16 protein-coding genes are annotated in these 25,076 nt (G+C 54.4%); 6 read left to right on the forward strand and 10 right to left on the reverse strand.

The window, feature by feature from the left end; translation table 11 throughout:
- Positions 1–137 precede the first annotated feature (137 nt).
- Entirely contained in the window at positions 138–1,598 is a 1,461-nt protein-coding gene (locus FE783_RS09340) for an extracellular solute-binding protein (protein WP_138879068.1), read from the reverse strand.
- 227 nt (positions 1,599–1,825) lie between these two features.
- Here FE783_RS09340 and FE783_RS09345 point away from each other — a divergent pair, with 227 nt between their 5' ends.
- From FE783_RS09345 to FE783_RS09355, 3 genes are all read left to right on the forward strand, one after another.
- Complete coding sequence (locus tag FE783_RS09345) at positions 1,826–4,957, forward strand: hypothetical protein (RefSeq protein WP_138879069.1); 3,132 nt, start codon at positions 1,826–1,828, stop codon at positions 4,955–4,957.
- Between the two features lie 54 nt (positions 4,958–5,011).
- Positions 5,012–5,254, forward strand: a complete 243-nt coding sequence (locus FE783_RS09350; protein WP_138879070.1) for a spore germination YkwD domain-containing protein — start codon at positions 5,012–5,014, stop codon at positions 5,252–5,254.
- A 175-nt stretch (positions 5,255–5,429) separates the two neighbouring features.
- Positions 5,430–6,314, forward strand: coding sequence for a metallophosphoesterase (locus FE783_RS09355; protein WP_238402955.1), 885 nt, complete (start codon positions 5,430–5,432; stop codon positions 6,312–6,314).
- A 142-nt stretch (positions 6,315–6,456) separates the two neighbouring features.
- On the opposite strand, the gene FE783_RS09360 is transcribed toward FE783_RS09355, so the two are convergent.
- From FE783_RS09360 to FE783_RS09390, 7 genes are all read right to left on the reverse strand, one after another.
- Positions 6,457–7,839, reverse strand: coding sequence for a glycine--tRNA ligase (locus FE783_RS09360; RefSeq protein WP_138879071.1), 1,383 nt, complete (start codon positions 7,837–7,839; stop codon positions 6,457–6,459).
- A gap of 361 nt (positions 7,840–8,200) precedes the next feature.
- A complete protein-coding gene (locus tag FE783_RS09365) occupies positions 8,201–9,706 on the reverse strand; it encodes a CAP-associated domain-containing protein (RefSeq protein WP_238402956.1) in 1,506 nt (501 codons plus the stop codon).
- A 130-nt stretch (positions 9,707–9,836) separates the two neighbouring features.
- On the reverse strand, positions 9,837–12,191 hold the full coding sequence (locus FE783_RS09370; protein WP_238402972.1) for a DUF4838 domain-containing protein: 2,355 nt from the start codon (positions 12,189–12,191) through the stop codon (positions 9,837–9,839).
- Between the two features lie 122 nt (positions 12,192–12,313).
- Positions 12,314–13,855, reverse strand: a complete 1,542-nt coding sequence (locus FE783_RS09375; protein WP_138879073.1) for an extracellular solute-binding protein — start codon at positions 13,853–13,855, stop codon at positions 12,314–12,316.
- Between the two features lie 48 nt (positions 13,856–13,903).
- Positions 13,904–14,779, reverse strand: coding sequence for a carbohydrate ABC transporter permease (locus tag FE783_RS09380; protein WP_138879074.1), 876 nt, complete (start codon positions 14,777–14,779; stop codon positions 13,904–13,906).
- A 15-nt stretch (positions 14,780–14,794) separates the two neighbouring features.
- Entirely contained in the window at positions 14,795–15,712 is a 918-nt protein-coding gene (locus tag FE783_RS09385) for an ABC transporter permease (protein ID WP_202916162.1), read from the reverse strand.
- A 36-nt stretch (positions 15,713–15,748) separates the two neighbouring features.
- Complete coding sequence (locus FE783_RS09390; RefSeq protein ID WP_138879076.1) at positions 15,749–17,563, reverse strand: FAD-dependent oxidoreductase; 1,815 nt, start codon at positions 17,561–17,563, stop codon at positions 15,749–15,751.
- Positions 17,564–17,693: 130 nt separating this feature from the next.
- Here FE783_RS09390 and FE783_RS09395 point away from each other — a divergent pair, with 130 nt between their 5' ends.
- Complete coding sequence (locus tag FE783_RS09395) at positions 17,694–18,488, forward strand: helix-turn-helix domain-containing protein (RefSeq protein WP_138879077.1); 795 nt, start codon at positions 17,694–17,696, stop codon at positions 18,486–18,488.
- 93 nt (positions 18,489–18,581) lie between these two features.
- On the opposite strand, the gene FE783_RS09400 is transcribed toward FE783_RS09395, so the two are convergent.
- Entirely contained in the window at positions 18,582–19,883 is a 1,302-nt protein-coding gene (locus FE783_RS09400; protein WP_138879078.1) for an extracellular solute-binding protein, read from the reverse strand.
- A gap of 494 nt (positions 19,884–20,377) precedes the next feature.
- Between FE783_RS09400 and FE783_RS09405 the strand changes: the two genes are divergently transcribed.
- Both FE783_RS09405 and FE783_RS09410 read left to right on the forward strand, forming a co-directional pair.
- Entirely contained in the window at positions 20,378–21,937 is a 1,560-nt protein-coding gene (locus tag FE783_RS09405) for an FAD-dependent oxidoreductase (protein ID WP_138879079.1), read from the forward strand.
- Positions 21,938–21,950: 13 nt separating this feature from the next.
- A complete protein-coding gene (locus FE783_RS09410) occupies positions 21,951–23,219 on the forward strand; it encodes an ABC transporter substrate-binding protein (RefSeq protein ID WP_158301694.1) in 1,269 nt (422 codons plus the stop codon).
- 71 nt (positions 23,220–23,290) lie between these two features.
- On the opposite strand, the gene FE783_RS09415 is transcribed toward FE783_RS09410, so the two are convergent.
- Complete coding sequence (locus tag FE783_RS09415; RefSeq protein ID WP_138879081.1) at positions 23,291–25,075, reverse strand: NHL repeat-containing protein; 1,785 nt, start codon at positions 25,073–25,075, stop codon at positions 23,291–23,293.
- Position 25,076: the final 1 nt, after the last annotated feature.

Below are 25,076 nucleotides of genomic sequence, written 5' to 3' on the forward strand. Positions count from 1 at the left end.
GCCCCCAAAAGTGGAGCAGGCCTCCGAAGCTTATTCCAAGTACTTTTGGGGGAGCCCCCGACTAAAATACCCCCAAAGTGGACCATGCCTTCGAAGCCGATTCCAGGTACTTTCGGGGGCGCCCCCCGAACTAAACATCATTGTTTCAAGAACAGCTGCTCCAGCCGTTCGCTCGCTTCCGCCTCATCCTCCAGACGGGACCAATACCCTTTCAGCTCTTCGCGGATCGCTACCAGCACCCCCGCGCCAAGATTCAAGTCGTCGTACAGCCGGCAGCGGGGCCAGCATGCCGCGAACGCCTCTTCCCCTTCCGGCCGGTTTCCCTCAAGCCCGTCACGCAGCGATGCGGCGCCCGGATGAACCGGAAGGGTAACCGTATGACGTCGAATGCGGCTCTGCGCTTTCTCGCCGCATAAATAACAAATCAGCTCGAGCGACGCTTCCGGATGCCGGGTGGACCGGTTGACGGCTAGTCCGGTGACGAGCAGCAGGGTGTCGGACGTACGCAGCGCCGGCAAAGCCGCAACCCCGTACCGGATACCCGCATCGCGCAGCCGGTTCATGCCGTAATACGTCGTCATAATCATCGAAGCTTTGCCTTCCTTGAACCACCGCTCGATATCGGCGTCGTTCTCCGTCAGCAAGTGATGGGACCGGCGCTGCTGGTGGATCAGGTCGCGAGCCACGCGAAGGCTTTCCCACAAAGCCGGGTCCTCGGAAGCCCGGGCATCGTCCGCAAGCCGAAAGCGGAACCCGTTCTGCAGCAGAAAGACAGGCCAGCGGTTGAGGGATTGGATATGTACGGCAAACCCCCATACGTCGAGGCTGCGCGCCAGCACGCGGGCATTTTTCAGCAGCGTGTACCACGTCCAGCCGTCATGCGGCTCCTCCAGACTGCAAGCTTGAAAATGGTCCCGGTTGTAGCAAAGCATAACGGGCGAATATACGAACGGAGCCGCTGCCGCACGGCCCGTGCTGTCCAGAAACGGCTTCGCTAGCATCGGATGAACCGTTTCTCCGAGCGGAGGCTGTCCCATCAGCTTCAGATTCGGATCATGCCCCTTCAGTTTGAGTGCATCCCAAGCGCTCACCGTGAACACATCGGCCATACCATGCTCGGCATATTCGTGCGGAAAAGAGCAAGGCAGCAGCTGCACGCGGATACCGGGATGCTCCCGTTCGTATTCGGCCACGAGCGACGGCAAGAGCGCTTCTTCGTCCATCTTCGGATAATAGGCCAGCCTGATCGTAATCCCCGTTTCGCCAGGTACGGCTACGACTCTCGTCCCTCCCTTGCCTGACGAATCTCCGCCCGGAGCTGTCGACGATACGTCGGACCCGGACTGTTGCCCGACCGTACTTCCCTCAGCGATGACTTGGTTCCCTACCCGCCGGATTTTGCGGACGAGCCCTTCCGCCACCAGCTCGTCGAGAGCCCGTCTCACCGATTCCTTGCTTAACCGGAACTCCTTCCCGAGTGCCACCTCGGAAGGCAAATATTCGCCATGCTGCAGCGTTCCTTCCCTTATTTGGTTCCTAAGCACGTCCAACAGCAGCCGGACACGTTCGGTCAATAGTTGCCGGGTAGGTCGTACCATAGCGGCACCCCCTTCAATCTCGGTATGTCATGATTCGTATCATATCATACGACCGCTCTTTAATATAGCCTAGAAATCACCGCGTAGGAGAAAAGACCTTTATTTAGACAACAAATCGAGTATTGACAGCGCATTCAAAGCGTTTTAGGCTATATACAATACAGTTAATTCGCCTACAATTCCCCGATTATCGGTTTCTAGGCGATAAAATAAAGGAGGATGAAACGTTGAACTGGAAAAAAGGCTGTTTGACGGTATTATGCGGCGCAATCGCTCTGCCCGGTCTTGCCCTGTCGACGACGAAAGCTCGTGCGGACGAGGCGATAGACTATATTCCGCTGACGGTTGCGAATGCGGGATTCGAGCAGTCCGCAACGTCCCTGCCCGGCTGGAACGTCATCCCTGCATTGCCCGCAACCGGTCTTGAGGTGCAAATCGCGCACAATCCAGTATTCGAAGGCTCGAACAGCGTCAAAATCACGGACAACAACAGCAGCAGGTCTTTGGACGTCTTCAGTACCCCGATCCCTATCACGGAAGGGAGGACTTACCGGCTTACGGCCAAAGTATACGTCGAAAGCAAGAGCGTTCGGGGCTACCTGCGCTTCAAGAAAAGCGGGTCGTCCGCCGATTTGGCCGGCAGCGCCAACACGCAGCTGATCAGCATCAAAGCTTCGGGAAACGGCTGGCAGGATATGACCATCGAGGGGGTAGCCCCGGCAGGCGCGGAATATGCGGAAATCTCCTTTTACATGGGCGGATCGGGCACAGGCACGGCCGCTTATGTGGATAACGTCAAACTCGACTGGAAGAAGGTTACGATGACACAACCATTAAACTTGCCGTACGATGCGCCGGTCCTGATCGGCGACGCGGTCCAATACGCACTCTCCCAATCGGCCTCTTACGGAATCGGCCCCGACGGCACCGCCGAACAATATGTCACGACAGTAGGAGCCCCCGTTTCGTTCCACGTCGTGGACGCCGTAACGGGCGCCTTGACATTTTCCGAACGAATCGCCACTTCCGCGGATACGATCTGGGGAATGGCACGGGCATCCGACGGGAATATGTATTTCAGCACCAACGGCATTCTGTACCGTTATCTGGTGACGGAACGCCGCATCGAGCCGCTTGGCGCGAACCCGTCGAACAAGCAGGTATTCGATCTGAAGGCGAGCCGCGACGGCAAGCTGTATGGCGGCACGTTTTCCAGCACCAACCTCGGACGCGTATTCGAATACGACATCGCCACCGGGCAGTTTCGCGATCTAGGCGTGATGAAAAGCGGTCAGCAATATGCCCGGGGTCTCGGCGTAACGGACGATTATGTCTATGTCGGCATCGGTACGACGGCAGCCTTGATGCGCTACGATCGCCGCACCGGAGCGGTTGACGAAATCGTGATTCCGGGAGTGTCCGGCACGACCAAAACGATATCCGAAATCGATGTGTACGGCGACAAGCTGTTCGCTTACAGCGGTGAAACGCTGTACGTGATCGACGAGAGATCGCAGCAATTGATCAACACGATAACGTTCCAGACGAAAATTTCTCCGCCTTCGCCTTACAATCCGAACCTGATCTACTACAAGCTTAAGGGCGAGCTGTATACATACGATATGGCAAGCAATCGGACAGCCAAAGTGGAAGGGATCCCAGAGCTGCCGGATGATACCGCGATCAAAAGCCATGCCTGGATTTCCCCGACAACGGGGACATTCGCCGGGCGCGCGGTTCTGGCGGGGATGGCCGCGTTCGGAGAGTCGTTTCTATACGATCCGGTAACGAATCGGTACGAGGAGCATGCCGCCGATTTGCCAACCTCGGCCACTCTGGGCAACGCTCTCGAGGCTTCCGGCAGCTATCTGTTTCTCGGCGGCTACCAGCGCGGCATGAGCATTTACGATACCGCTTCGGGACGATTCGTATACAGCAACAAGCAATTTCACCAGCCGGAGGGAATCGGCTTCCTCGGCGATGCGATTTATTTCGGCACCTACAGCGGAGCGAGAATGTACCGGCTCGACATGTCGAAGCCGTTCGCCTACAGCGAGTTTTCATCGGGCAATCCGGGACTCGCGCTCGATATCGGGGACAGCCAGGATCGGCCGTTCACGATGACAAGCGGAGACGGTAAGCTGTTTATCGGAACGTTTCCGGGCTATGGCAGCTTGGGCGGAGCGCTCACCGTTCTGGAGGAAACCGTCACCGGGGTGACCTATGAAACGTTCCGCAACGTCGTGCCGAATCAGAGCATTTTCGGCTTGGCATACCGAAACGGCAAAGTATACGGCGGAACGTCGCGTGGCGGCGGTCTGGGCATCGAGCCGACCGAGACGGAAGCGAAGCTGTTCGTATTCGACACGGCGACGAAGCAGGTTATCCGTACTTTTACACCGCAAATACCGGGACTTCGCGGCAAAGCGAATCTGATCGGCGAATTGTCGATCGGCCCTGACGGCTTGCTGTGGGGGATCATGGACGGCATGGTCGACTCGACCGGCTACGACGCGGCCATCTTCGCGCTGAATCCGGATACGCTTGAAGTTGTCAAAAGCAAAATCGTAACGCTGTCCCCATTCAATACGAGCAAATACAGGCCTTATTACATCCGCTGGGGGCAAGACGGACTTATGTATACGACTATCGGACGCAAGCTGTTCGCGATCGACCCGCAAGATTTACGGACGAAGCAGCTCATTCCGGATACCGTCAATTTAATGACGCTCGGCTCCGACGGAAGCATTTATTATGTAATCGGCTCCAAGCTGTATAAAATACCGGTCAAAATTGGCCACGCCATCATTATAGCGGATCGGCTTGCTCTCGGAGTCGGCGATACGGCAAGCGTGACCGCATCGGTTTACTTGGCTAACGGACTCGACGCGGAGATGGGCGGCGCTTCGATTCAGTACAGCTCCAGCAGGCCCGAGGTGGCGACCGCAGCCGGCGGCATCATTACGGCCCATAGTCCGGGGACGACCGAGCTCAGCGCCATGGTCACGCTGGATAACCGGACGGTTGCGACCGCATCGGTGACGGTTTCGGTCGTTGGCGACCGGTTCGGCGAGCTGAAATATCAGCCGAATGGGATGATCAAAGGGGAAATCGAGGTTGATACTCCTCCGCGTGACGGAGTACTGCGGATCGAAGCCGTCTCGCCTGACGGTGCTGCCGTTTCCTCCGAGACGATCCCGACATCGGCGGGCGACCGGGCGAAGAATGGAGTGCTGTCCTACGAGTTCAAAATGAACATCCCCGCCCATACAGCGAATCAAATCCGCTTATATGCTTACCGTGACGGTATTTTATACAGCGCATCTCCATGGCTTATGCGCAAACACTCCGACCAATAAAGCGAGCTTTTGCTCATCCGAAAGGCACCGGACTGCAACCAAGTTGCATGCCGCGTGTCTTTTTTTCCATATACGCTGGCACCCATTTCCGATATTCTGGTAGAAACGATTCGATTGGCGGCCGCCTCGTCTTACACGTTCCGTGGCACGATCGCGGAAACGATCGACGCCCTGTTCGACGCCCCTTACCACCGCACGCCGTTTCTCGATCCTTCTATAAAAGAGATCGGCGTCGGCAAGGCCAGCGATTATACGATCATCGAGTTCGGCATGGGAAACAATGAAACGACAGTCTGACGAATGCGGTTATTTTGATGCCGCGCAAGCCGCTTCAAGCGGATTCGACCTATCACGTCATGCTGATGCTGCAAGCGACTATGAAAGACGGCAGCAAAGCAACCAAAGGACATCCCCGTACGTCTACATATAGAGGAAATGCCGATAACCGAAAAAATGCGAGGAACTGTCGAACATGAAAGAACGAACCGATATGAACCGAAACGACGCGACCCGGAGAGTCTTCCTCAAGCAAATGGCAATTGCCGCTCTGGGACTCGCCGCACTGCCTTCGGCCGGTTTCGCTTATGTGCGTTACGCGGAGCCCAGGTGGCTGGAGAAGAAAGAGGTTGCACTGAAGCTGGAGCGCCTGCCGAAAGAGATGAACGGCATGCGAGTCGTTCAATTCAGCGATGTGCATCTCGGCTTCCATTACTCATCCGAACATCTGTCCGGACTTGGTGCCGCCATTAACCGGCTGCAGCCGGACATGATCTGCTTCACGGGGGATCTGATCGACTACGCACTCCCCTCGGACAACGAGACCGCCGCGATCATCGAAGCCTTGGCTTCCATGGAAGCCCCGCTTGGAAAATTCGCCGTCTTGGGCAATCACGACTATTACAAAAATTCGGCCGCCGTCGCCAAAATACTATCCGCCGGCGGCTTCACCGTCCTGGTCAACGCTGCGGCGCCCGTTAAACGGAACGGGAGCACCTTATGGGTCGCCGGGCTTGACGATCAGTGGAAGGGCAAGCCCGATATCGCAAAAGCGCTGAAACAAATGACCCCGGATGATTTCGTTCTGCTCTTGAGCCATTGCCCGGATATTGCCGATACGAGCGTCCGGCATGCGGTCGATTTGCAGCTTTCGGGACATAGCCACGGCGGTCAAGTCCGCATCCCTTTCTATGAAAACAAGTTCGTGCCGAAATATGCGAAAAAGTACGTCATGGGGCTGTATACCCTCGGGGACGGAAAGCTTCAATTGTATGTGAACCGGGGTATCGGCGTCTCCGAATACCCCGTTCGCTTCAGATGCCGTCCGGAGCTGACTGTATTCACTCTGCAGAATTCATAGTCCGCATCTTCCATACGATAACCGCCCACATGCCTATTTTTCCCATACCGAAGTCACGTGTACGGTGAATATTTCATATTAATGCGAAAGGGCACCGGGACTGCATTGTGCAATCCGGGTGCCCTTATCTATGGGTTCAAGCTCAGAATCCGATCCGCTCTTCCAAGAACGCCTTCAGGTCGGCGATCGGCATGCGCGTCTGCTCCATCGTATCGCGGTCGCGCACGGTCACTTGGCCGTCCTGCTCCGACTCGAAGTCGTACGTGATGCAGAACGGGGTGCCGATCTCGTCGTGACGGCGATACCTTTTGCCGATCGAGCCTGCTTCGTCGTAATCGACCATGAAATGCTTCGCCAGATCGGCGAACACTTTGCCCGCGCCGTCCGACAGCTTCTTCGACAGCGGGAACACGGCCGCCTTGAACGGCGCCAGCGCCGGGTGCAGGTGCAGCACGGTACGGCTGTCGTCGCCCTCGAGCTTCTGCTCCTCGAACGCGTCGATCAGAAACGCCAGCGTCACCCGGTCCGCGCCGAGCGAAGGCTCGATGCAGTACGGAACGTACCGCTCGTTCGTCTCCTGGTCGATATAATGGAAATCTTCGCCGGAATGCTCCATATGCTGCTTCAGGTCATAGTCGGTACGGTCCGCGATGCCCCACAGCTCGCCCCAGCCGAACGGGAACTTGAACTCGATGTCCGTCGTGGCGTTGCTGTAGTGGGACAGCTCGTCGTCCGAATGGTCGCGAAGACGGATGTTGTCTTCCTTCAAGCCGAGCGCCTTCAACCATTCGAAGCAGTAGGTGCGCCAATACTCGAACCATTTCAAATCCTCGCCCGGCTTGCAGAAAAATTCCAGCTCCATCTGCTCGAATTCCCGCGTCCGGAACGTGAAATTGCCCGGCGTAATTTCGTTGCGGAAGCTTTTGCCGATTTGGCCGATGCCGAACGGCATTTTTTTGCGCATCGTCCGCTGGACGTTTTTGAAATTGACGAAAATGCCTTGAGCCGTCTCCGGACGCAAATAAATTTGGTTCGAGCTCGACTCGGTGACGCCCTGGAACGTCTTGAACATCAGGTTGAACTGGCGGATATCGGTAAATTCGCGGCTGCCGCAGTCGGGACAAGCGATGTGGTGCTCCTCAATCAAGGCGCGCATCTGGTCGAACGATAGTCCGTCGACGACCATCTCGATGTTCTTCTCGGACAAGGCGCCCTCGATCAGCTTATCGGCGCGATGGCGGGCTTTGCATTGCTTGCAGTCGATCATTGGGTCGTTGAAATTACCAACGTGGCCGGAAGCGACCCATGCTTGCGGGTTCATCAGAATAGCCGCGTCGAGACCGACGTTGTACGGCGATTCCTGAATAAACTTCCTCCACCACGCACGCTTGACGTTGTTCTTCAGCTCGACGCCGAGAGGACCGTAATCCCACGTGTTCGCCAAGCCGCCGTACACTTCCGAGCCCGGAAATACGAAGCCTCTGTGCTTGGCCAGCGCCACTACTTGTTCCATGTTCACACTCATTCTCGCTTCTCTCCTTAAGAATTGGATGGTTGCGCCATGAGCAGGTTATAGGCCAAAACAAAAAGCCCTCTCCCATGGCATAAGGTAAGCTTATGCCTAGGGACGAGAGCTTCGATACGCACCCGCGGTTCCACCCTAGTTGACGCGCTGCGGAATTCCGCACCAGACGTCCACTTTGTTCGAATGCGGCTCCGGATCGCCTTTTCCCCGCTGCTTTCCCCCGGGCTCTCACCGTCCCCGGATCGCTTGTATGAAAGTGGCTGCAGGTACTATTTATCCTTCACGGCCGCGATTATGCTTTGCACATCATTGTACCCAACTTTCCGATAAAAATCAATCGAGGAACGATGCGCAGGTCGCCCTATTTTCTGGGCGTGTAAAAATTTTGCGTGTAGTACACCCGCATCGAACCGCCGAAATAGACGCCTACACCGAGGCGGGTCGTTTCGCCGAGCAGGTTTTTCCTGTGACCGGTGGTCGAATTCAGCCACCCGGAATGGGCGGAGATGGCGTTCGGCTGACCGGCCGCGATATTTTCCGCTCCCATCGAGTAGGAGATGCCGTCCGCTTTGAACCGGTCCTTCAGCTCCAGCCCGGCGGGACTCGTATGATCGAAATATCCGCTCTTCGCCATATCTTCGCTATGCTTGCGGGCCGTACCGGCCACCGTATCGTCCCACTGGAACGGCTTCAGTCCGCGCTTCGCCCTTGCCGCATTGGCCAAGTCGAACACTTCCTTCTCGAACGCGACCCGCAGCTCGTCGCTTGCGGAGCCGTAATAGTCCTTCTTGGCTTCCTCCGCACTTTTGGCGATAATCTGGATTGCTTCCAGCGTATTGTTCACATGGGTATCGTAGTAAAACGTTACATAACCGTCGTCGATTTCATATACTCCGTCTTCTTTGCCGGGACTATTGAGCATGTAACGAGTGGACCCTTTCTTGATCGAGTCCAGCGGCTTGCCCGCCGCCTTCACCACTTCGGCCGATGTCGCGCCGGCCCCAATTCCCGCCAATGCGGACGTCCAGTCCGCGGAATTCGTGTACAACCCGACCACCTTGCCGTCTTGAATGCCGACCTGGGCGTAGTTGGAATAGTCCTGATTGTAAATGTGCCATACGAACCCGTATTCGCTCGGGTCTACACGGGCCGGAGCTCCGAGCTTCGACTGCACGGAGGCCGCCGAATCGCCGAGCGATACGCCGCGTACCGCGAATGTCCGTGCCGGGGCCGGAAGTCCCGTAACGTACTGAGCCTTTCCTTTCATATTGCGGACGAATTGCACCGCTTCCGCCCTTGTCAACGTTTCATCGGCACCGAAATCCGCAGTCGTCCCACCGGACGTCCGGCCTTGCGCCAGTCCGTTGTCCAGCAAGTAGCGGACCGAAGCGTCCACGTCCAGCCCCTGTCCCTGAGAGGCGGCCAGCAGTCTGGCTACCTGCCCCCGTTTATAAGGAGCGTCGGCCCGGCTTGGATCGACCGGCCAGCGCATTTCCGCGGCGAACGCGTAATATTTGGCATACCATAGAGCATTCGGCCCTTGCTCGGCGATCGTATTCCCGACATATGCCCTCAGCAGCATCGTCAAATATTCGGCTTCGCTGACCGTTTTGTCCGGCTTGAACGTACCGTCCGCGAAGCCGTCTACGATGCGCTGCGAGACGGCCCACTCGATCGTGTCCCGCCCCCAGTGGCCTCTAATGTCCGAAAGTGCCGCCGTCGGCGCAGGCTCGGCGGCGTACGCGGCCGATGACCCGCTTATCGGGAACGATGCGTTTCCGTATGAGGCAACGGCGGGCAGTGCAAGCGCCAGCAGCGCCGTTATGCTCCATTTGCCGATCGCTTTCCATCTCATTCCGTACTTCACGACTCTTCCCCCCATTGAAGGTTACTCTAGCTTTATTCGACAACGGGAGGGTAATTCCTGTATCAGGAACAAATTGGTAAAAACGACCTAATAAACACCTTTCACCACGAAGAACTTCATAGCCTTTTAATTAGTTGGATACAGCCTCCCAAAGCATCGCCGGTCCTGTAATACCGCCTGTCCCCAGTTCATCCAATATCATATTGCCTACATCGACAACTATTAAATTGGACTCTCCGAATTGGATTGCGTTAGTTGCGTCGAACTCCCACGGCGACGTTAACCCGCTGCCCTTTTTCACTAAAGGCAGTTCTTGCCCGTTCATCCAAACCCTGGCCGACTCATCGATACTGCTGAACCAAAGTCGAATCGGATTGCCGTTGTCGAACTTCTTGTCTACCTTTACTTCTGTCCGATACCATGCGTGGCCTTTGTAATAGCGAAGTCCTTGGCTGGACCATGTCTCGGAATACGTCTTCAGCTTCATCCACGACTTCGTTCCCAAGCCGGGTTTCCACAAGCCTAACAGATCTCCGTTCTCGTGCGGGAACAGCATGACATTCCATTCGTCGGGCAGTTGGGCAACAATCCGGTTTCCTCCGGTAACGCGCTGCTCGCCTTCCGTCACCATCTTCTTCCAAAAGATGTCGGTGTACAGAAACGATGCCCACGGATTTAATATGACAGGAGAATGGAGTACGGCTTCATTCCGGAGCGCATAGATCCGATCAAACTGCTCTTTGGCCTTGACAAAATCCAGGCGATTCATGGAATCCATCATACCGAGAAAATTGTCGCCGAAGCTATAAGCAAGCCGCACCATCGCAACGCGTTTGCCGTAAACCGGGTCGTTCGATTTATTTGCTTCCTTCTCGGCTTTGCCGAGCGTTTTCTCCAATTCTTGTCGAACCTTGTCCGTCAAAATGTGAGGGAAATCATAGATGTTTCCGACAAAGTAATCGGCATTTGCAAAAGCATGTTCTAACGTTTCAAAATGCTCCCGCATAGACTCGGCCGCGGGACCGTAAAACTTCCTATAGTAATCGTCCAGCAAAGCCTCCACATCCAGATCCGGATTCCACATCATCTTGGCCGCCAGATAAAGTCCCGGTCCATGATAGGCCCAAGCCGGCAAGTTTTCGGCACGAATGCCGGTAATCCCGTTCTGCTTGTAATACTTAAACTCGCTGTATACCTGATCGACCACTGAAAACGGAAGACCCGGATCGGCAAGGTTGTAAAGATACTGGTAAATCTGAGGTTGAACCCCAAGATTCCGCCAGCCGTCGATCATATCTTTCAGGTGACCGCGCTCCCAGGAAAGAGGATTGTCAATGGCGTGGTAACGGTCTACCGTAATCGAAGCGATTATAGGAATGAGTCGGGAATGCGGTGTCCAGCGTACCGGCGGTTGGTAGTAAGTGTCATAAGCGTAGAAGGCGATGCTGACATCCGGATATCCGGCCTGCTCAAGCTGTTCCAATACAAGATTGATAAATTTCACGTAACGATCCGTTAACGACAAGGTGTCGTGCGTGGCATCCAAGTCATTCCCATCCCAGTCAGGGTTAGGCTGAAGCACCTTTACAAGACCGTCGTTCGGCCCCATACTCAGTACTTTCAGGTTGGGATCTTTCTGCAATTTCTGTATCGAGCTCTGTACGACACAGGCCAAAACGTCAGGCTTCGTGACGTCAAATTGATTCGTGGGCGTTCCGTTCTCGTTCGGCAGAAACAGATCGGGCCGAGCCTTTGAGGTGATGGTGCACGGAATGCCATGCGTTCCGTAAAACTTTTGATTCAGCCTCATATGTTCAACCCAAGGCTTGCCTTCATTCAAATTGACGCCGTTAGGAAGTCCGGGAGGTTTTTGATAGGCTTCGGTTGCTTGCATCGCCCTGGCCGAAAAGCCGGGGTGCTGAATCGTATCTTGCATTGAAAGCGCTATCGTATTCTTCGATGGGATTACAGTGCCAATGTCGCCGGGCATGAACCAACGTACCCCAATTTGCTCAAGAAGCTCGAAAGCCGCGAATAACGTGCCTTGATCCGAGAGCCCATACAACCGGATTGAATCCGCCGCCGCTATTAGACGGAAAGATGCGGGGTCTTCTCCTCCTTGACGGATGGCGTTCAAGTCGATATTGGGGGCTGCCCCTCCGATATAGATTTTCGTTCCGGTTGCTTCTCCCACGTTCGTTACAATGGGGAGTTCTGCTCCGGATATGCTTTTTATGTAATTCACCACCTCAGTTGCCGCCTTCTTCTCCAATGCCGAAGCATATACCGTCGTCACAACGGTTGCCGAAGGGTTGCCTTCGCTCACAAGCACAACGCCTTGTTCTACGCCGTCTTGCCCACGCTTGGATGTTATCTCGTCCGCCAAGCTCTGATTATTGGCGTTCGCCTGCCCAGCGGCCATAAGCAGTGGAGTTACGGCCAAAACAAAAATCAACAGCAAAACGAGCCTTTTTCCTTTCATCATGCTCAAATTAGATCCTCCTTTTTTTGAGCCTCCCGAAACTACTCATTCCGAGAGGCTCCGGCCGGATGGCCAGGATTTTATTGTTTCACCCCTGGAACGGGAGTGTGAACAATCTTTCCGCATTACTTCTTGGTTTCTACTTGACCGATATAATCGTTCATTTCCTTCAGATACGTTTTGCCGAATTTCGTATGCCACTCCTGCAGCACTTTCTTGTACTCGGATGGATCCGCATCGCCGATAATGATTTTCGTCGTAACCTCGCTGAACTTTTTGTTGAAATCCAGGTATGGCGGCGTTTTCGCAATCGCCGGCGTGAAATCGCGATCCTTGGACAGCACGATTCGTTTCACCGCTTTTTCGATGTTCGGCACGAGCTTCTGCTTCAGCTCCTCCGGCATAGACGGGTTAATGAAGAACATGTAGTCGTTGGCGCGGCGAACCATATTTTTGCGGACGAATGTTTCAAGCGGCGGGTCCACATAGGTGCGCTTGTTGTTATCCACCTTGAAATCATGCCCTTCCATACCGGTATAGATGGAATCCCAGCCTTTATCCGAAAGCATGTAATTGAATACATCGACAACTCTTTGCGGATCCTTCGCATTGCGCGTTACCGCCCAGAAGCCCCACATGCCCGTTCCAAGCCCGAGCCCTTTCATCTGGCCTTGTTGATTTTTAACGAATACATAGGCAAGTTCGAAATTCGGATTGATCTTTTTGCCGGCATTGAGGAACGTTTCGTAATGGCCTGCGAAGCCCTCCAATATGCCCGTTTTACCGCTTTGAAACCGCTCGAGCGCCTTAGTGGCGTCGATCGAAGGCGAATCCGGATCGATCAGCCCTTCTTTAAACAGCTTGGCCGATAACTCCAAAGCCTTCGTATAGGAATCGGAGTTCAAATCATATTGGGGATTCATGTATTTGTATTCGCCCCCGCCCGACTCCTGCCAGCCATATAGACCGAGCTCGTTAGGGAAAATCGGCTTCAGCGATTTATCGCCGGATGCGGCCGTTCCGTACCCGTACGTATCGTACCTTCCGTTGCCGTCCGGATCTTCCTTCGAAAATTTGCGCATGATATCGATCATTTGATCCAACGTAATTTCGTTATTGTCCGGGATTTTGATATTCAATTTATCGAGCCAGTCTTTTCGGAGCCAGAACCCGTCGGAACGGATAACCGTCGTCCGCGGAATGCCGTAAATGTTACCGTTGTTGTTTACCCGCAAGGCGTCCCACGATACGTCGTACGTATATTTTTTAATATTCTCGGCGTTCTTCAGGTAGCTATCGATCGGGATGATAACGCCGTCCTTAACCGCTTTCAAGAAAGCGGCATCATTTGTACTCGGAAAATAGACGACGTCGGGAAAATCGCCGGTCGTCAGCGATAGTTGAAGCCGTTCATTGTAGCCGGTCGATGGCGGAATGTCGAATTTGATCTCCGTATTCGTTGCCTTCTCGATCGATTGAACAAGCAGCTTGTCCGTTTCCGATAAGTTGGATGATGCAAATTGACCCATGATCTTAATGCTCGCTTTGGCGGATTCCGCAGCCGGCTTCTGTTCGCCGGTTTCGGCCTGTTTGTCTTTGGTTCCGCATGCGGTAGCTCCGGCGAGCAGCACCGCAGCTCCCACCCCGGCCAATACTTTTTTAAGCATAGATTCAGCCTCCCTTTAATTGTTTATCTATGACAAGAGCCCTTTGGATCAACCTTTTACGGACCCCAGCATAATTCCTTTGACGAAAAACCGTTGCAGAAACGGGTATACCGACAAAATCGGAAGCATGACGATCATGATCGTCGCGTATTTCAACGTTTCCGGCATGACGTTCATATTGCCGATCTCGGCGCTGTTGCCTCCCGCAGAAATTTGCATCATTTGGGCGCCTACTATGACCTCCCGCAAAAACAGCATCAACGGCCAGTTTTCCACGCTTCGGATGTAGATGATCGCCGAGAAAAAGCTGTTCCAATAGCCTACCGCCGCGAACAGCGTCAATGTGGCGATAATCGGCATGGAGAGCGGAACGACGATTTTGAACAAAATGTAGGGCTCGGAGGCTCCGTCCATTTTGGCCGCTTCCTCCAGCTCCTCCGGAATGTTCTGCATGAAATTGACCATCAGGATTAAGCTGAACGCGGAGAACAACCCGGGAAACACGAGAGCGGCCAGCGTGTCCAGCATGCCGAGCGAACGAATCAAATAAAAGTTCGGAATGAGTCCGCCGTTGAACAGCATCGTGAAGATGACCAAATGGATCAGGATCGCTCTGCCTTTCAAATGCGTTTTGGAGAGCGGATACCCCGTAATGATGTACAGGAAGATGCCCAGTGCTACGCCGCTGACGGTAACGATCAGCGTATTAAGGTAGCTTCTCGCAAGCACCGGATGCGAAAGAATTTCCTTATAGGCGTCGAACGATATTTCGCTCGGCCATATGCGCATCGGGTTTTGTATATACGCGCTGTGCGAGCTGATCGAAACCGCGGCGACGTTCAGCAGGGGGTACAGCATGACCGCGCAAATCAAAAACACGATTAGATAGACGGCGATGTCAAAAAGCTCGATTTTCTTATGCATATTCCTCTTCACCTCCTACCACAATGACTTTCCGAATAGGCGCGCAATCCGGTTGGCCAGCACGATCATAACGAGTCCGACTACCGATTTGAACAAGCCGACGGCAGCCGTGAAAGAGAGTCTTCCTTCCAATAAACCGACCCGGTACGTATAGGTTTCAAACACATCGGCCACTTTGTAAGTAGCGGGATTGTATAACAGGAAGATTTGCTCGAAGCCGATATCCAAAACACTTCCGACCCTCAGAACCAAAATAATGACGATCGTCGTCGCTATGCTGGGAAGCGAAATATACCATATTTTTTGCAGCCGGTTGGCCCCGTCGATCGTTGCCGATTCATAGAGGGACGGGTCCACAGTCGTAAGCGCGGCTAGGTAAATAATCGTTCCCCATCCGAGCTCCTTCCATATTTCCGCGGAAACCAGTATCGTCCGGAAATATTCGGGCTTAAGCAGAAAATGAATCGGCTCCCCGCCGAAATCGACAATCAGCCGGTTGACCCAGCCCGACGACGGGGACAGCATGTTGATAATGATGCCGGCTATGACTACCCACGATATGAAATGCGGCAAATACAGCACCGTTTGGGCGACTCTTTTGAACAGCAGATTCCGCATTTCGTTCAGGAGGATAGCCAGCAAGATCGGTGCGGGAAATCCGAACAGGACCTGATAAAAGCTGATGATTAACGAATTTCGTAAAATCGTGAAGAAATCGTCCGACTGGAACAGATAGCGGAAATTTTCGAAACCGACCCATTCGCTTCCCCATATGCCTTTCAGCAAATTAAAATCCTGGAACGCAATGACGATGCCGAACATCGGGATGTACTTGAAAATAAACAGATATACAAACCCCGGAATCAGCAATACATATAGCCACTTGTTTTTTCTCACATACAGCCAGAGAGGACTGACCTTGCTGTTATTCATCTCATTCTCCTTCCGAGGACGCTGCCGCATGCCGAGTTACTCGCAAACGACTTCAACCACTCGCGCATGATCCAAGCCGTTCGTAGAGATAACCTCCAGTCGGAGCGTCTTCAGATTATTCAGTGTTACCGGCAAGTGAATCATGCGTTGAAAATTGTCCTTGATATGTGCAATTTCCGTCCTCCCTTGTGCATCATGCGCAATCAGCTTAAACTCCTTCAGCGTCTCGGCTTGCGGCCGCCCCCACTGCATGTGCTTCTGAATTACGTCCAAATGACATAGCATCAATAAACGGTGAAGCCCGGTATCCAGTACGATCGAAATCCGTGAAACCTTAACCGGCTCCTCCCATTGAAGCTCCAGCCAAGGACTGCTGTCTCCCGGCTCCGACATCCAACGATGCGTGCCGGCTGTCGTCAAGTCGGGGCGTACCCCCTTCTCCCCATGAACAGCCCGAGTATGACCGTCCACAGCATTACCGCATTTTCCTTGCTCCTGCTCGGACGAAGCGGAAATCCGGGCCAGCCTCGCGAGATTTCCTTCCAGCCTGATGCCGGGCAAAAAAGCTCCCTGCCGAAGCAATTGCTGTTGAGCCTCTTTCACGACATCGCTTTCGCGCCACGCTAGTTCCAGCGGAAGCTTGCGCTTCACGGCCGCTGCTGCGAACGTTCCAAGCCCTTCTCCCATTACCGCGCATGTCGCCATGACCCTGGTGCTGGAGAAAGCGATATGGGTCGCCGATAAATTGCGGCCGGCGAACATCAGATTCGAAATATTCGCGCTAATCATCGAGCGCAGCGGAATGCCGTATAGATAAGGCGTAAACGGCTGATTGCACGGCTCCTCGTCTTTCGCATCGATGCCTTGGGGCGGATGGGTATCCATCGACCAGCCGCCGTAAGCGATTACATCATCGAAGTCGACAGCCTGCTGAATATCGTTTTGGGTCAGCACATGCCGGCCGATAAATCTTCTGGACTCTCTTTTGCCCGGAAGGAAGCCGAACCAATCGAGCGCCCAATTTTCGGAATCGGGGTGATTGCCGCTATTTTTGATGTGATCCCACACCCCAAGCATGATCGCAAGCAGCTCGTCGCGGATATGCTCGTTATCCTTGATCGTATCCAGCATGCCGCCGAATTCCACCCACCAATATCCGAACTCCCAAGCGTCGTGGTTTCTAAACTTCAAATCTTCCTCCGTAAACTTGCGGGCCCATTCCGGCGGGGTAAAAGGCATCGGGCGTCCCATATTCTTCGATGTGAACAAAAGGGAGGAGCCGAGACGATAAGCGTCCCTGTTCAGGCTTGCGCCGGACTCGCTATATTCATGGGTCGCTTCCCGGCCGGTCGTAAAAGCGGCCCCCGCTTCGAACCCCAGCCTGCCGTCGCCCGTACAATCCACGAATAGGTCAGCCCGAATCGTAAAGCTTTCTTCCGTGCTTTCTCTCACCGCATAGGCGGAACAAATACGGGAATCCTCGACATCGGCTCCGACAACCGTTGTGTTCAGCAGCAGCGTCAAATTCGGTTCGGCGCGGCATTTTTCATATAGGATCAGGTCCAACATGCTCGCGCTCCGCTGCGGATTTCGGACCGAGCACTCCAGCACGATTTCTTCGATAATGCCGCTTTCTCTGCGCTCCGTCTCCAATTCCTTCCCGATTGTGGATGCGCCGGATATATTCATGCGAATCTCCGACGATGCATTTCCGCCAAGAACGGAACGGTCCTGGCATAGAATCACCCGGGCTCCGTTGCGGGCCGCAGCTAATGCCGCCGCCACCCCCGTCATCCCTCCGCCGGCGATCAAAATGTCCGTATCCAAATTTCTCCTATCGGTCTTCCCCATCGTCAATTGACTCCTTTGTATTCTATGATATCTTTAATTACATATTATGATCTTTCTTTCGCAGTTTGGAATTCAAAGGATTTCTTTTTCATATCCAAAATTACACGAAAACCGAACGGGGTGAAGGTGAATGTCCTCAGGCTTGCCCGAAATCTTCTACCATGTGTACTGGAGCAAAAAAGATAAATTTTTGTACGAGACCGATACTTATGTGACATGGGTCCTTTTTGGGGTAGAGGAAGGGAGATTCGAATATCGGATAGGAGAAGATTACGGATTTGCCGAGTTCGGAGATGTTGTCGTGTGCCCGCCCCAGGTCGCTTTTTATCGAAACGTGCTGGAGTCCTTAAGCTTCCATTCCATTACGTTCACCTTCTCCGACGGCGATCCGCAGCAGCTTCAGCACCTTCTGGCGCATCGGAAAATACGGCTGCCGCAAATCCGGCGCTTGTCCGAGAACTATAGCTGTTTAAGGCAGGCGGACCAGCAGCTGTCCTTCAGCTCGGATAATCAAAAGCTGAAGCAGCACTATTTGTCGGACTTATGGCTGATGATCGCGCAGCAGGCGTCGGAATCCCCAGGTGCCGATCTATCATTGGAAAAAGACGAATTCATTCGCAACGTCGAAATCTTCCTCCATAATCACGCGCATGAAGCGATCGAAATCCGGAATGTCGCCAATCGGTTCGGAATGACGCCCGTACAGCTGATCCGAAGATTCAAAAACGCCTACAGCGTCAACCCTCTGCAATACTTAACCTCGATCCGGGTAAAGCAAGCAAGCAGGCTGCTGCTGTCAACGGAGTGGACGCTCGATGTCATAGCGGGAAAATGCGGCTATGAAAACGGCTTCTACCTCAGCCGGGTGTTCCGCAAGGCGATGGGCGTAAGCCCGTCCGAATTCCGCAAGCAAAACCGGTATTAGTGGCGAAGATAACGAAAGAAGCACCAGCATCGCCCATGCAAGGCTTGATACCGGTGCTTCTTCAATGCGGTCCACGGCAGCCCGCGAACTTCTTTATTTGTTTTTGTCCGCCTCGATCGTTTTCTTGACCGCTTCCTCGGCTTCCCGCAGCGCAGTGTTAACGTCCTTGCCTCCGAACAGGATGGCCTGCAGAGCGTTCGTGCCGAGCTGCGTCGTAGCCGCCGAGTAATATTTGCTTTGGGGCGAAGGCTTCGCCATATTTTTGAGCGGAATCGCATTCAGGTTGCGTCCTTTGTACAGAGGGGCGTCCTGGCCGAATACTTTCGGGATGTTCGAGCTGCTGAGAGCAGGAATAAACGTAGCCGCCTTTGCTTTCTCCGTCAGAAACGCTTCGGTCGATAAATAATCCATCACCTGATAAGCGTCGTCCTTATACTTGCTGCCTACGTTCAAATACATGAAGGTCGGATACGGCTGCGGACCGACACCGTTCATCGTCGGGAATGATACGATATCCCAGTTGAGCGGAGCCAAGTCCTTCTCTACATGCAGGCCGGCTACCGGCGTCCACATCGCCGACACCTGGTCCTGGAAGAACATTTTGACGAAGCTGCCCATCTTCGTCTTGTCGGGATTAAATCCGGGAATTTGAAAAAACCTCGATATATTGCCCATCAAGCTTTTGACGCTGTCCGTCGCAAGCGATACTTGCTGCGTCTTCGGATCGACGAAGTTTAGCGACATTTGATTGCGCAGGAAGTAATGGTTCGGCGATATGGTGAAGCCGTAATATTGCGTGCCTCCGTCATTGCGGGTCAGCTTGACCGACAGATCGTACAATTCGTCCCACGTGATGCCGTCCTTCGGGTAAGCGACCCCGAATTTGTCGAACAGGTTTTTGTTGTAGTAGATGACGGCGGCCTGATTGTCGAAGGGCAGCGCATACAGCTTGCCGTCGCTCATCTGCCGGATCATCTCGAGCGTCTGCGGCTCGAACCGGGTCATGTCCGTCTTATACTTTTTGGCGAGCGGCTCGATATCGTACTGCATGTTGTTCAGGAAGACGCTAGTGTAGGACAAGCCGACCGAACCGAAGATGACGTCGACCTGCTGGTTCGACGCGATCAGCTTATCGAGCGCTCCCGCAGTCGTCGGGATCAGCACCGGCGTCACATGAGGGAATTTCTCCTTGATGTATTTGCCGAATTTTTCTTCGAAATAACCTTCCGCGTTGAAGTTGGAGCCGACATTGTAGAAGTACAATGTTACCGGTTCTTTCTTGACCTGCTGCTGCGGGGCGGCTTCTTCCGCTCCTGTCCCCTGCTTGGTTCCTCCGCAAGCAGCCAGCAGCGACAGCATGCCTGCCAGCCCAATCAATGCCGTTTTTTTCAGCATAAATGACACCCCTCTTCGTCGTCTTCGCACTACAAATCCATCGGTCAGGCAGCAGCATAAGAAGCTTGGTTCGTTTACAGTCGCTACAAGGTCGCTTCGGTATTATTGGCAAGCTCGAATAATAAGTGTGCACCCCTCCTTATCCCGGCACGGGCTCTACGGATACAGTCGTGTTCCCGCAATTAAAACGCTTTCAAAACTGTCATTCGTTTGAGCCAATATGTGTCCGGCCAACAGCTCGTCTGGTACAGGTATGATAAATGTACCTGTAGTTATTGATTATAGGTTCATCCGTAATGAAAAGCGCGCCAAATAGATGCGTTTTATAAGACAATATTTGTATTTTTCAAAAAACGGCGAGGGACACGCTTTGCCGTGTAATTCTGTATAAATAATAATAATTCTATGTATTTTTACGAACCCGCGATGTCCTTATACTGGAAGTGAAAGCGCTTAATCAGAGTGACCGAAAAGGGGAAAAGGGAGATGAGCCAGTGACCGATTTTAGCCGACTTTCGTATTACGTTCCCGCCGAGCCGACGGGCAGCCCGCTTGTAGTGGAGACCGACTTGTGCATTTACGGCGGTACGGCGGCGGGAGTCGCCGCTGCGGTTCAAGCGAGCCGGATGGGCTTGCGCGTGGTGATCGCCGAATTCGGCCGTCACCTCGGCGGCATCGCAGCCAGCGGCCTGGGCAGCACCGATCATGGGAACAAAGGCGCGATCGGGGGGATCGCCAAGGAGTTTTTCCGGGAGCTTGGGACGTATTACGGTACGTCTGAAGCGGACGGTGCGGTCTGGTATTTCGAGCCGCATGCGGCTCAGCGGATTTACCGGGAATGGCTGGAGAAGGCTGAAATTCCGGTCTATTACGAACAACATTTGGCCGCGGTCGAGAAACGGTCGGGCAAACTATCGCAGATCACGATGGAGAACGGGAACGTATTTCGCGCCGCGATGTTCATCGACGCCTCCTACGAGGGCGATCTGATGGCGCGGGCGGGCGTATCGTATCACGTCGGAAGAGAATCGAACGCCACTCACGGAGAAACCCGCAACGGCATTCAGTTCGGATCCCACCACCATATGTTCAACGCCGCAGTCGATCCGTATGTAGTGGAAGGAAAACCGGACAGCGGCCTGCTGCCGGGCATTATGGACGTTGCTCCGGGCACGCAGGGACAAGGGGATCGCTCTATCCAGGCGTATAACTTCCGCATCTGTCTGACGAACGTACCGGAGAACCGGGTGCCGATCCCCGAGCCTCCCGGCTACGATCCGCGAAGCTTCGCCCTGCTGGCCCGCTACATCCGCGCCGGCGTATGGGACTTCCGGTCGAAAAAGCCGAACTTGCCGAACGGCAAGACGGACACGAACAATTTCGGCGCCGTCAGCACCGACCACATCGGAGCGAACCACGAATGGCCGGAGGGCGACTATAAGACGCGGGAACGCATTTTTCAAAGCCATGTGACTTACAATATGGGGCTGCTTTATTTTCTCGCCAACGACGAAAGCGTCCCGCTCGCGCTGCGCGAGGAGAGGCGGCAATGGGGACTCGCCGCGGACGAATTTACGGGTACGGCCAACTGGCCCCATCAGCTGTACGTGCGGGAAGGCCGGCGCATGGTCTCCGAAGTCGTGATGAACGAGAAGCATTGCAGGCATCTGCGGATCGAGGAAGATTCCATCGGAATGGCTTCCTATACGATGGATTCCCATAACTGTAGACGGCTTGTGCTCGAAGGGCTTTGCGTAAATGAAGGCAACGTGGAAATTCCCGTACCCGGCCCTTATCGGATCTCCTACCGCTCGATCGTCCCGAAGGGAGAACAATGCGTCAATCTGCTCGTTCCGGTATGCCTTTCCTCTTCCCATATTGCCTACGGCTCGATTCGGATGGAGCCCGTCTTCATGATTCTCGGCCAGTCGGCGGCAACGGCGGCGGCGATCGCCCTGGAGGGGGGAACGGCGGTTCAGGACGTGCCGTACGAGAAGCTCCGGCAAAGACTGATTCAAGATGGCCAAGTATTGGAGATTTCCAATCGATCATAAGGGAGTGTTGCGTTTGAAAAAACCGATTACACTCGTAACTGCCGTTCTTATTCTCTCGCTCTCCTCGGCCTGCGGCAAAAGCGGAGATTCGCCCGGAAAGTCGGCGGAGCCGCTCAATCAGCCCCCTAAGCCGTTCACCCTGAATTACTATACGAATCTAAGCAAGCCGATGATGGAATTTGAAGCTTCGATCATTCAGAAGAAATTTCCGCATATTACGGTCAATCCCGTATTTTACAGCGCCGACATGAAGCCCGAGCATTTGGCCGCCGCCGGCAACGTTCCCGACCTCATTTCGTTTACGATCGGCTCGCTGTGGGATTTCCGGGATGTGAACCTGCTGTCGGATCTGACGCCTTATATCAAAAAACAAAATGTCGATATGACCCGTTTTCTCCCGAACGTGCTGGAGTCCGTCCAAGCCTACTCCGACAGCGGCGAAATTTTGTTCATGCCGTACACGTTAAGCAGCAACGTCCTGTATTACAACAAAAACATTTTCAATAAGTTCGGGGTGCCCTATCCGAAAGACGGCATGACGTGGGAAGACATTTACGAGCTGGCCAAAAAATTGACCCGCCAGGACGGAGCGGTGAAGTACAAAGGCTTTCAGTTCCAGCTGCAAAATTTGACGTGGAAAAACCAGCTGATGCAGCCGCTCGTCGATTCGGGATCGTTCAAAACGGTCATCAACGGCCCGGGCTGGAAACGGTGGCTCGAAACGATGGGCGGCTTCTTCTTTATACCGGGCAACGAGGTCGGAGGTTCCTTCGAGAAAGCCCAGGACGTAGCGATGTATTCAGGCCCTAACATACTCGCCAATTTGCCGGAAGCGGCCAAAACCGGCCTCGATTGGGACGTAGCGGCTCTCCCTTCCTTCAGCGGAAATCCAAGCGGGGGAACGCAGATGATCTCCCCGTTCTACGCGATGCCGCCGAAAGGCAAAAATATGGATGAAACGTTCCAGGTCATCGCCTACATGCTGTCCGAGGAGGCGCAGACGCTCAAATCGAGAAGAGGGCTCGTGCCGATCATCAACAGCGATGCCACCGCCAAGCAGTATGGGAAAGACCTGGAAGGCGTCGAGGGGAAAAATCTGGACGCGTTCTTTAAAGACAAAGTCGGCAAGCCGTTCAAGACGACGAAGTACGACGACATCGTCAAGACCGTCATTTATACGGAGCTGCTGCCCAATTACTACAAAGGGACGAAAGACTTGAACACGGCGTTTCGCGATGCGGAAGAAAGCGCCAATAAAAAGATCGAGGAGAAGCGGAAATAGCCGGACGGCCCGTAAAAACAGCAATAAGGACCTTTCCCTTACAAGGGAGGTCCTTATTTTTTACTGGACGATCATCCGTTCCACTTATACAGCTTCGTACCATAGCAATTGAAATACAGCGTTCCATCCGGCGTCCGCGCCGCCGTCGAAACGTGCCCCGGAAGCGCTCCGAGCGGCTCGGCCGTCATCCGCTCCGTATCGATCGCAAACAGCGTCTTCTGGCCGAACACCGCGATCCGGCCCGGGCCGTCGGCAATGATGCAGCCGCACCCTTCGCCGAGCGGAATCCGGTTCACGAAGGCAAGCTTCTTCGGATCGAACACGGCAATGTCGTTGCCGACCCGCACCCATACATAGGATGCCGCGGCCAGAAGGACGCCCCCTCTTTCACCCGGTTCGAACCGGTGCACATAAGACAGCCGTCCCTCCGGCTCCCATACGCCGAAATGAGTCGGCTCGTCACGCGCCTTCAATCCGTTGCCGCCCGTACCCGTAGTGAAATACAGCCGCTCGCCGTCTGCCGTAAGACCACCGATCTCCTGACCCGGCACCGGATCGTACCAGGAAGTCACTTCTTTCGTAACCGCATCGATGCGCGACAATCCGCCGCCGTATACGCCGTACTTCGCCATCCAGCCGGTCCATATTCCGCCGTCGGGACCGACGACCGTCTTTCCATGCGGACGGATTAACTCGGGGCCGACGGAACGAAGCGTTCGCGGATTGACATTGCCGAATTGGTCCCACGGATCGGAAGGACGGTATACGATATGGTCGCCGCCCGCGTAAGCCGCCATGAACAATTCGTCACCTACGAACGCCATCCCGTATACTTCGCCGCCTGCATTGCATACCGCTCCCGAGTTCCAATAAGAGCCGTCCCGGGGATCGTAGCGGAATATCGTTTGCCCGAATCCGCTTGAGCCCCAGAGAACGCCGTCCTTGTCGGTAGTGACCGTATGAATGCGCGTTGGCGGCGCCAATACAGGGATGGGCCGGAAGGTCGGCTCGCTCTCGTCCGGCCGTTGAATGAAATAGTCTTGTCCCTTTACGCCCGCCTTGGAGCCGTCTTCCAAGGAGATGAACCGGACACGCAGGCGCCCGCCGCCCGCTTCCATCTCCTTGCTCTCCAGCATGCCGCTCCACTTGCCGGCCAGCATATCGTCCGCCGGCTCAAGCGTTTTCGTATCGTAGAAACGGAGTTGCCCCCCGTGCTCCGTACATAGAAAGACATCGTTGATTTGTTTGATTGTTTCCCCGGGTGAACCGAAATCGTCGAACGTTTCCGTCCCGATGTTCCACACTTTCAAGAATGGCGTATCCATCCCTCCGCCGACCAGGATTTTTCCCGGCGAGTTCCCGTATACGTGACGGCTGTACATGTTCTTCGTATTATCGGATACGCGGCCTGCCCGTACGAGCTCATGCTTGACGGGATCATATCGCAGCAGCGCGCAGCCGGGATAAGTTCCGCCGTAGACCATGCCGTCGGAGCCGAGAGCGAAGTTCCAGATGTACTTCTCCGAGTCGATCCGCAGCGGCTTCGCCCATTCGCGCTTGCGCAGGTCGAGGCAGTGCAAATACCCGTAATCGGGGCAGGTGCCGACGATCAGCTTATCGCCGAGCGGCAAAATCGCCCAAGCTCCGGAATCGCCGGGCAGCGGGATCGTCTCCCCATCCAGCGTCAACGCATCGATAAGAATGATATTGCCGACAGAGCCGGCGGCAAAGTTCGACAATACCAGCTTCTCGCGCCCGTCCAACGGATCGATAAGCGAGGTTAAGCCCAAAATGTTGAAATTGCGGCAGGGCTCCGCCGCCACCGCATACTTTGCTTGCGCGGTCATATTCTCCATC

Source organism: Paenibacillus mesophilus, assembly GCF_005938385.1.
Lineage (GTDB): Bacteria > Bacillota > Bacilli > Paenibacillales > NBRC-103111 > Paenibacillus_AB > Paenibacillus_AB mesophilus.

Coding starts and splice junctions, on each gene's coding strand:
- FE783_RS09340 (WP_138879068.1), bottom strand. CDS start 1,598: ATGGTACGACCTACCCGGCAACTATTGACCGAACGTGTCCGGCTGCTG.
- FE783_RS09355 (WP_238402955.1), top strand. CDS start 5,430: ATGAAAGAACGAACCGATATGAACCGAAACGACGCGACCCGGAGAGTC.
- FE783_RS09360 (WP_138879071.1), bottom strand. CDS start 7,839: ATGAGTGTGAACATGGAACAAGTAGTGGCGCTGGCCAAGCACAGAGGC.
- FE783_RS09370 (WP_238402972.1), bottom strand. CDS start 12,191: ATGATGAAAGGAAAAAGGCTCGTTTTGCTGTTGATTTTTGTTTTGGCC.
- FE783_RS09375 (WP_138879073.1), bottom strand. CDS start 13,855: ATGCTTAAAAAAGTATTGGCCGGGGTGGGAGCTGCGGTGCTGCTCGCC.
- FE783_RS09380 (WP_138879074.1), bottom strand. CDS start 14,779: ATGCATAAGAAAATCGAGCTTTTTGACATCGCCGTCTATCTAATCGTG.
- FE783_RS09385 (WP_202916162.1), bottom strand. CDS start 15,712: ATGAATAACAGCAAGGTCAGTCCTCTCTGGCTGTATGTGAGAAAAAAC.
- FE783_RS09390 (WP_138879076.1), bottom strand. CDS start 17,563: ATGGGGAAGACCGATAGGAGAAATTTGGATACGGACATTTTGATCGCC.
- FE783_RS09395 (WP_138879077.1), top strand. CDS start 17,694: ATGTCCTCAGGCTTGCCCGAAATCTTCTACCATGTGTACTGGAGCAAA.
- FE783_RS09400 (WP_138879078.1), bottom strand. CDS start 19,883: ATGCTGAAAAAAACGGCATTGATTGGGCTGGCAGGCATGCTGTCGCTG.
- FE783_RS09415 (WP_138879081.1), bottom strand. CDS start 25,075: ATGGAGAATATGACCGCGCAAGCAAAGTATGCGGTGGCGGCGGAGCCC.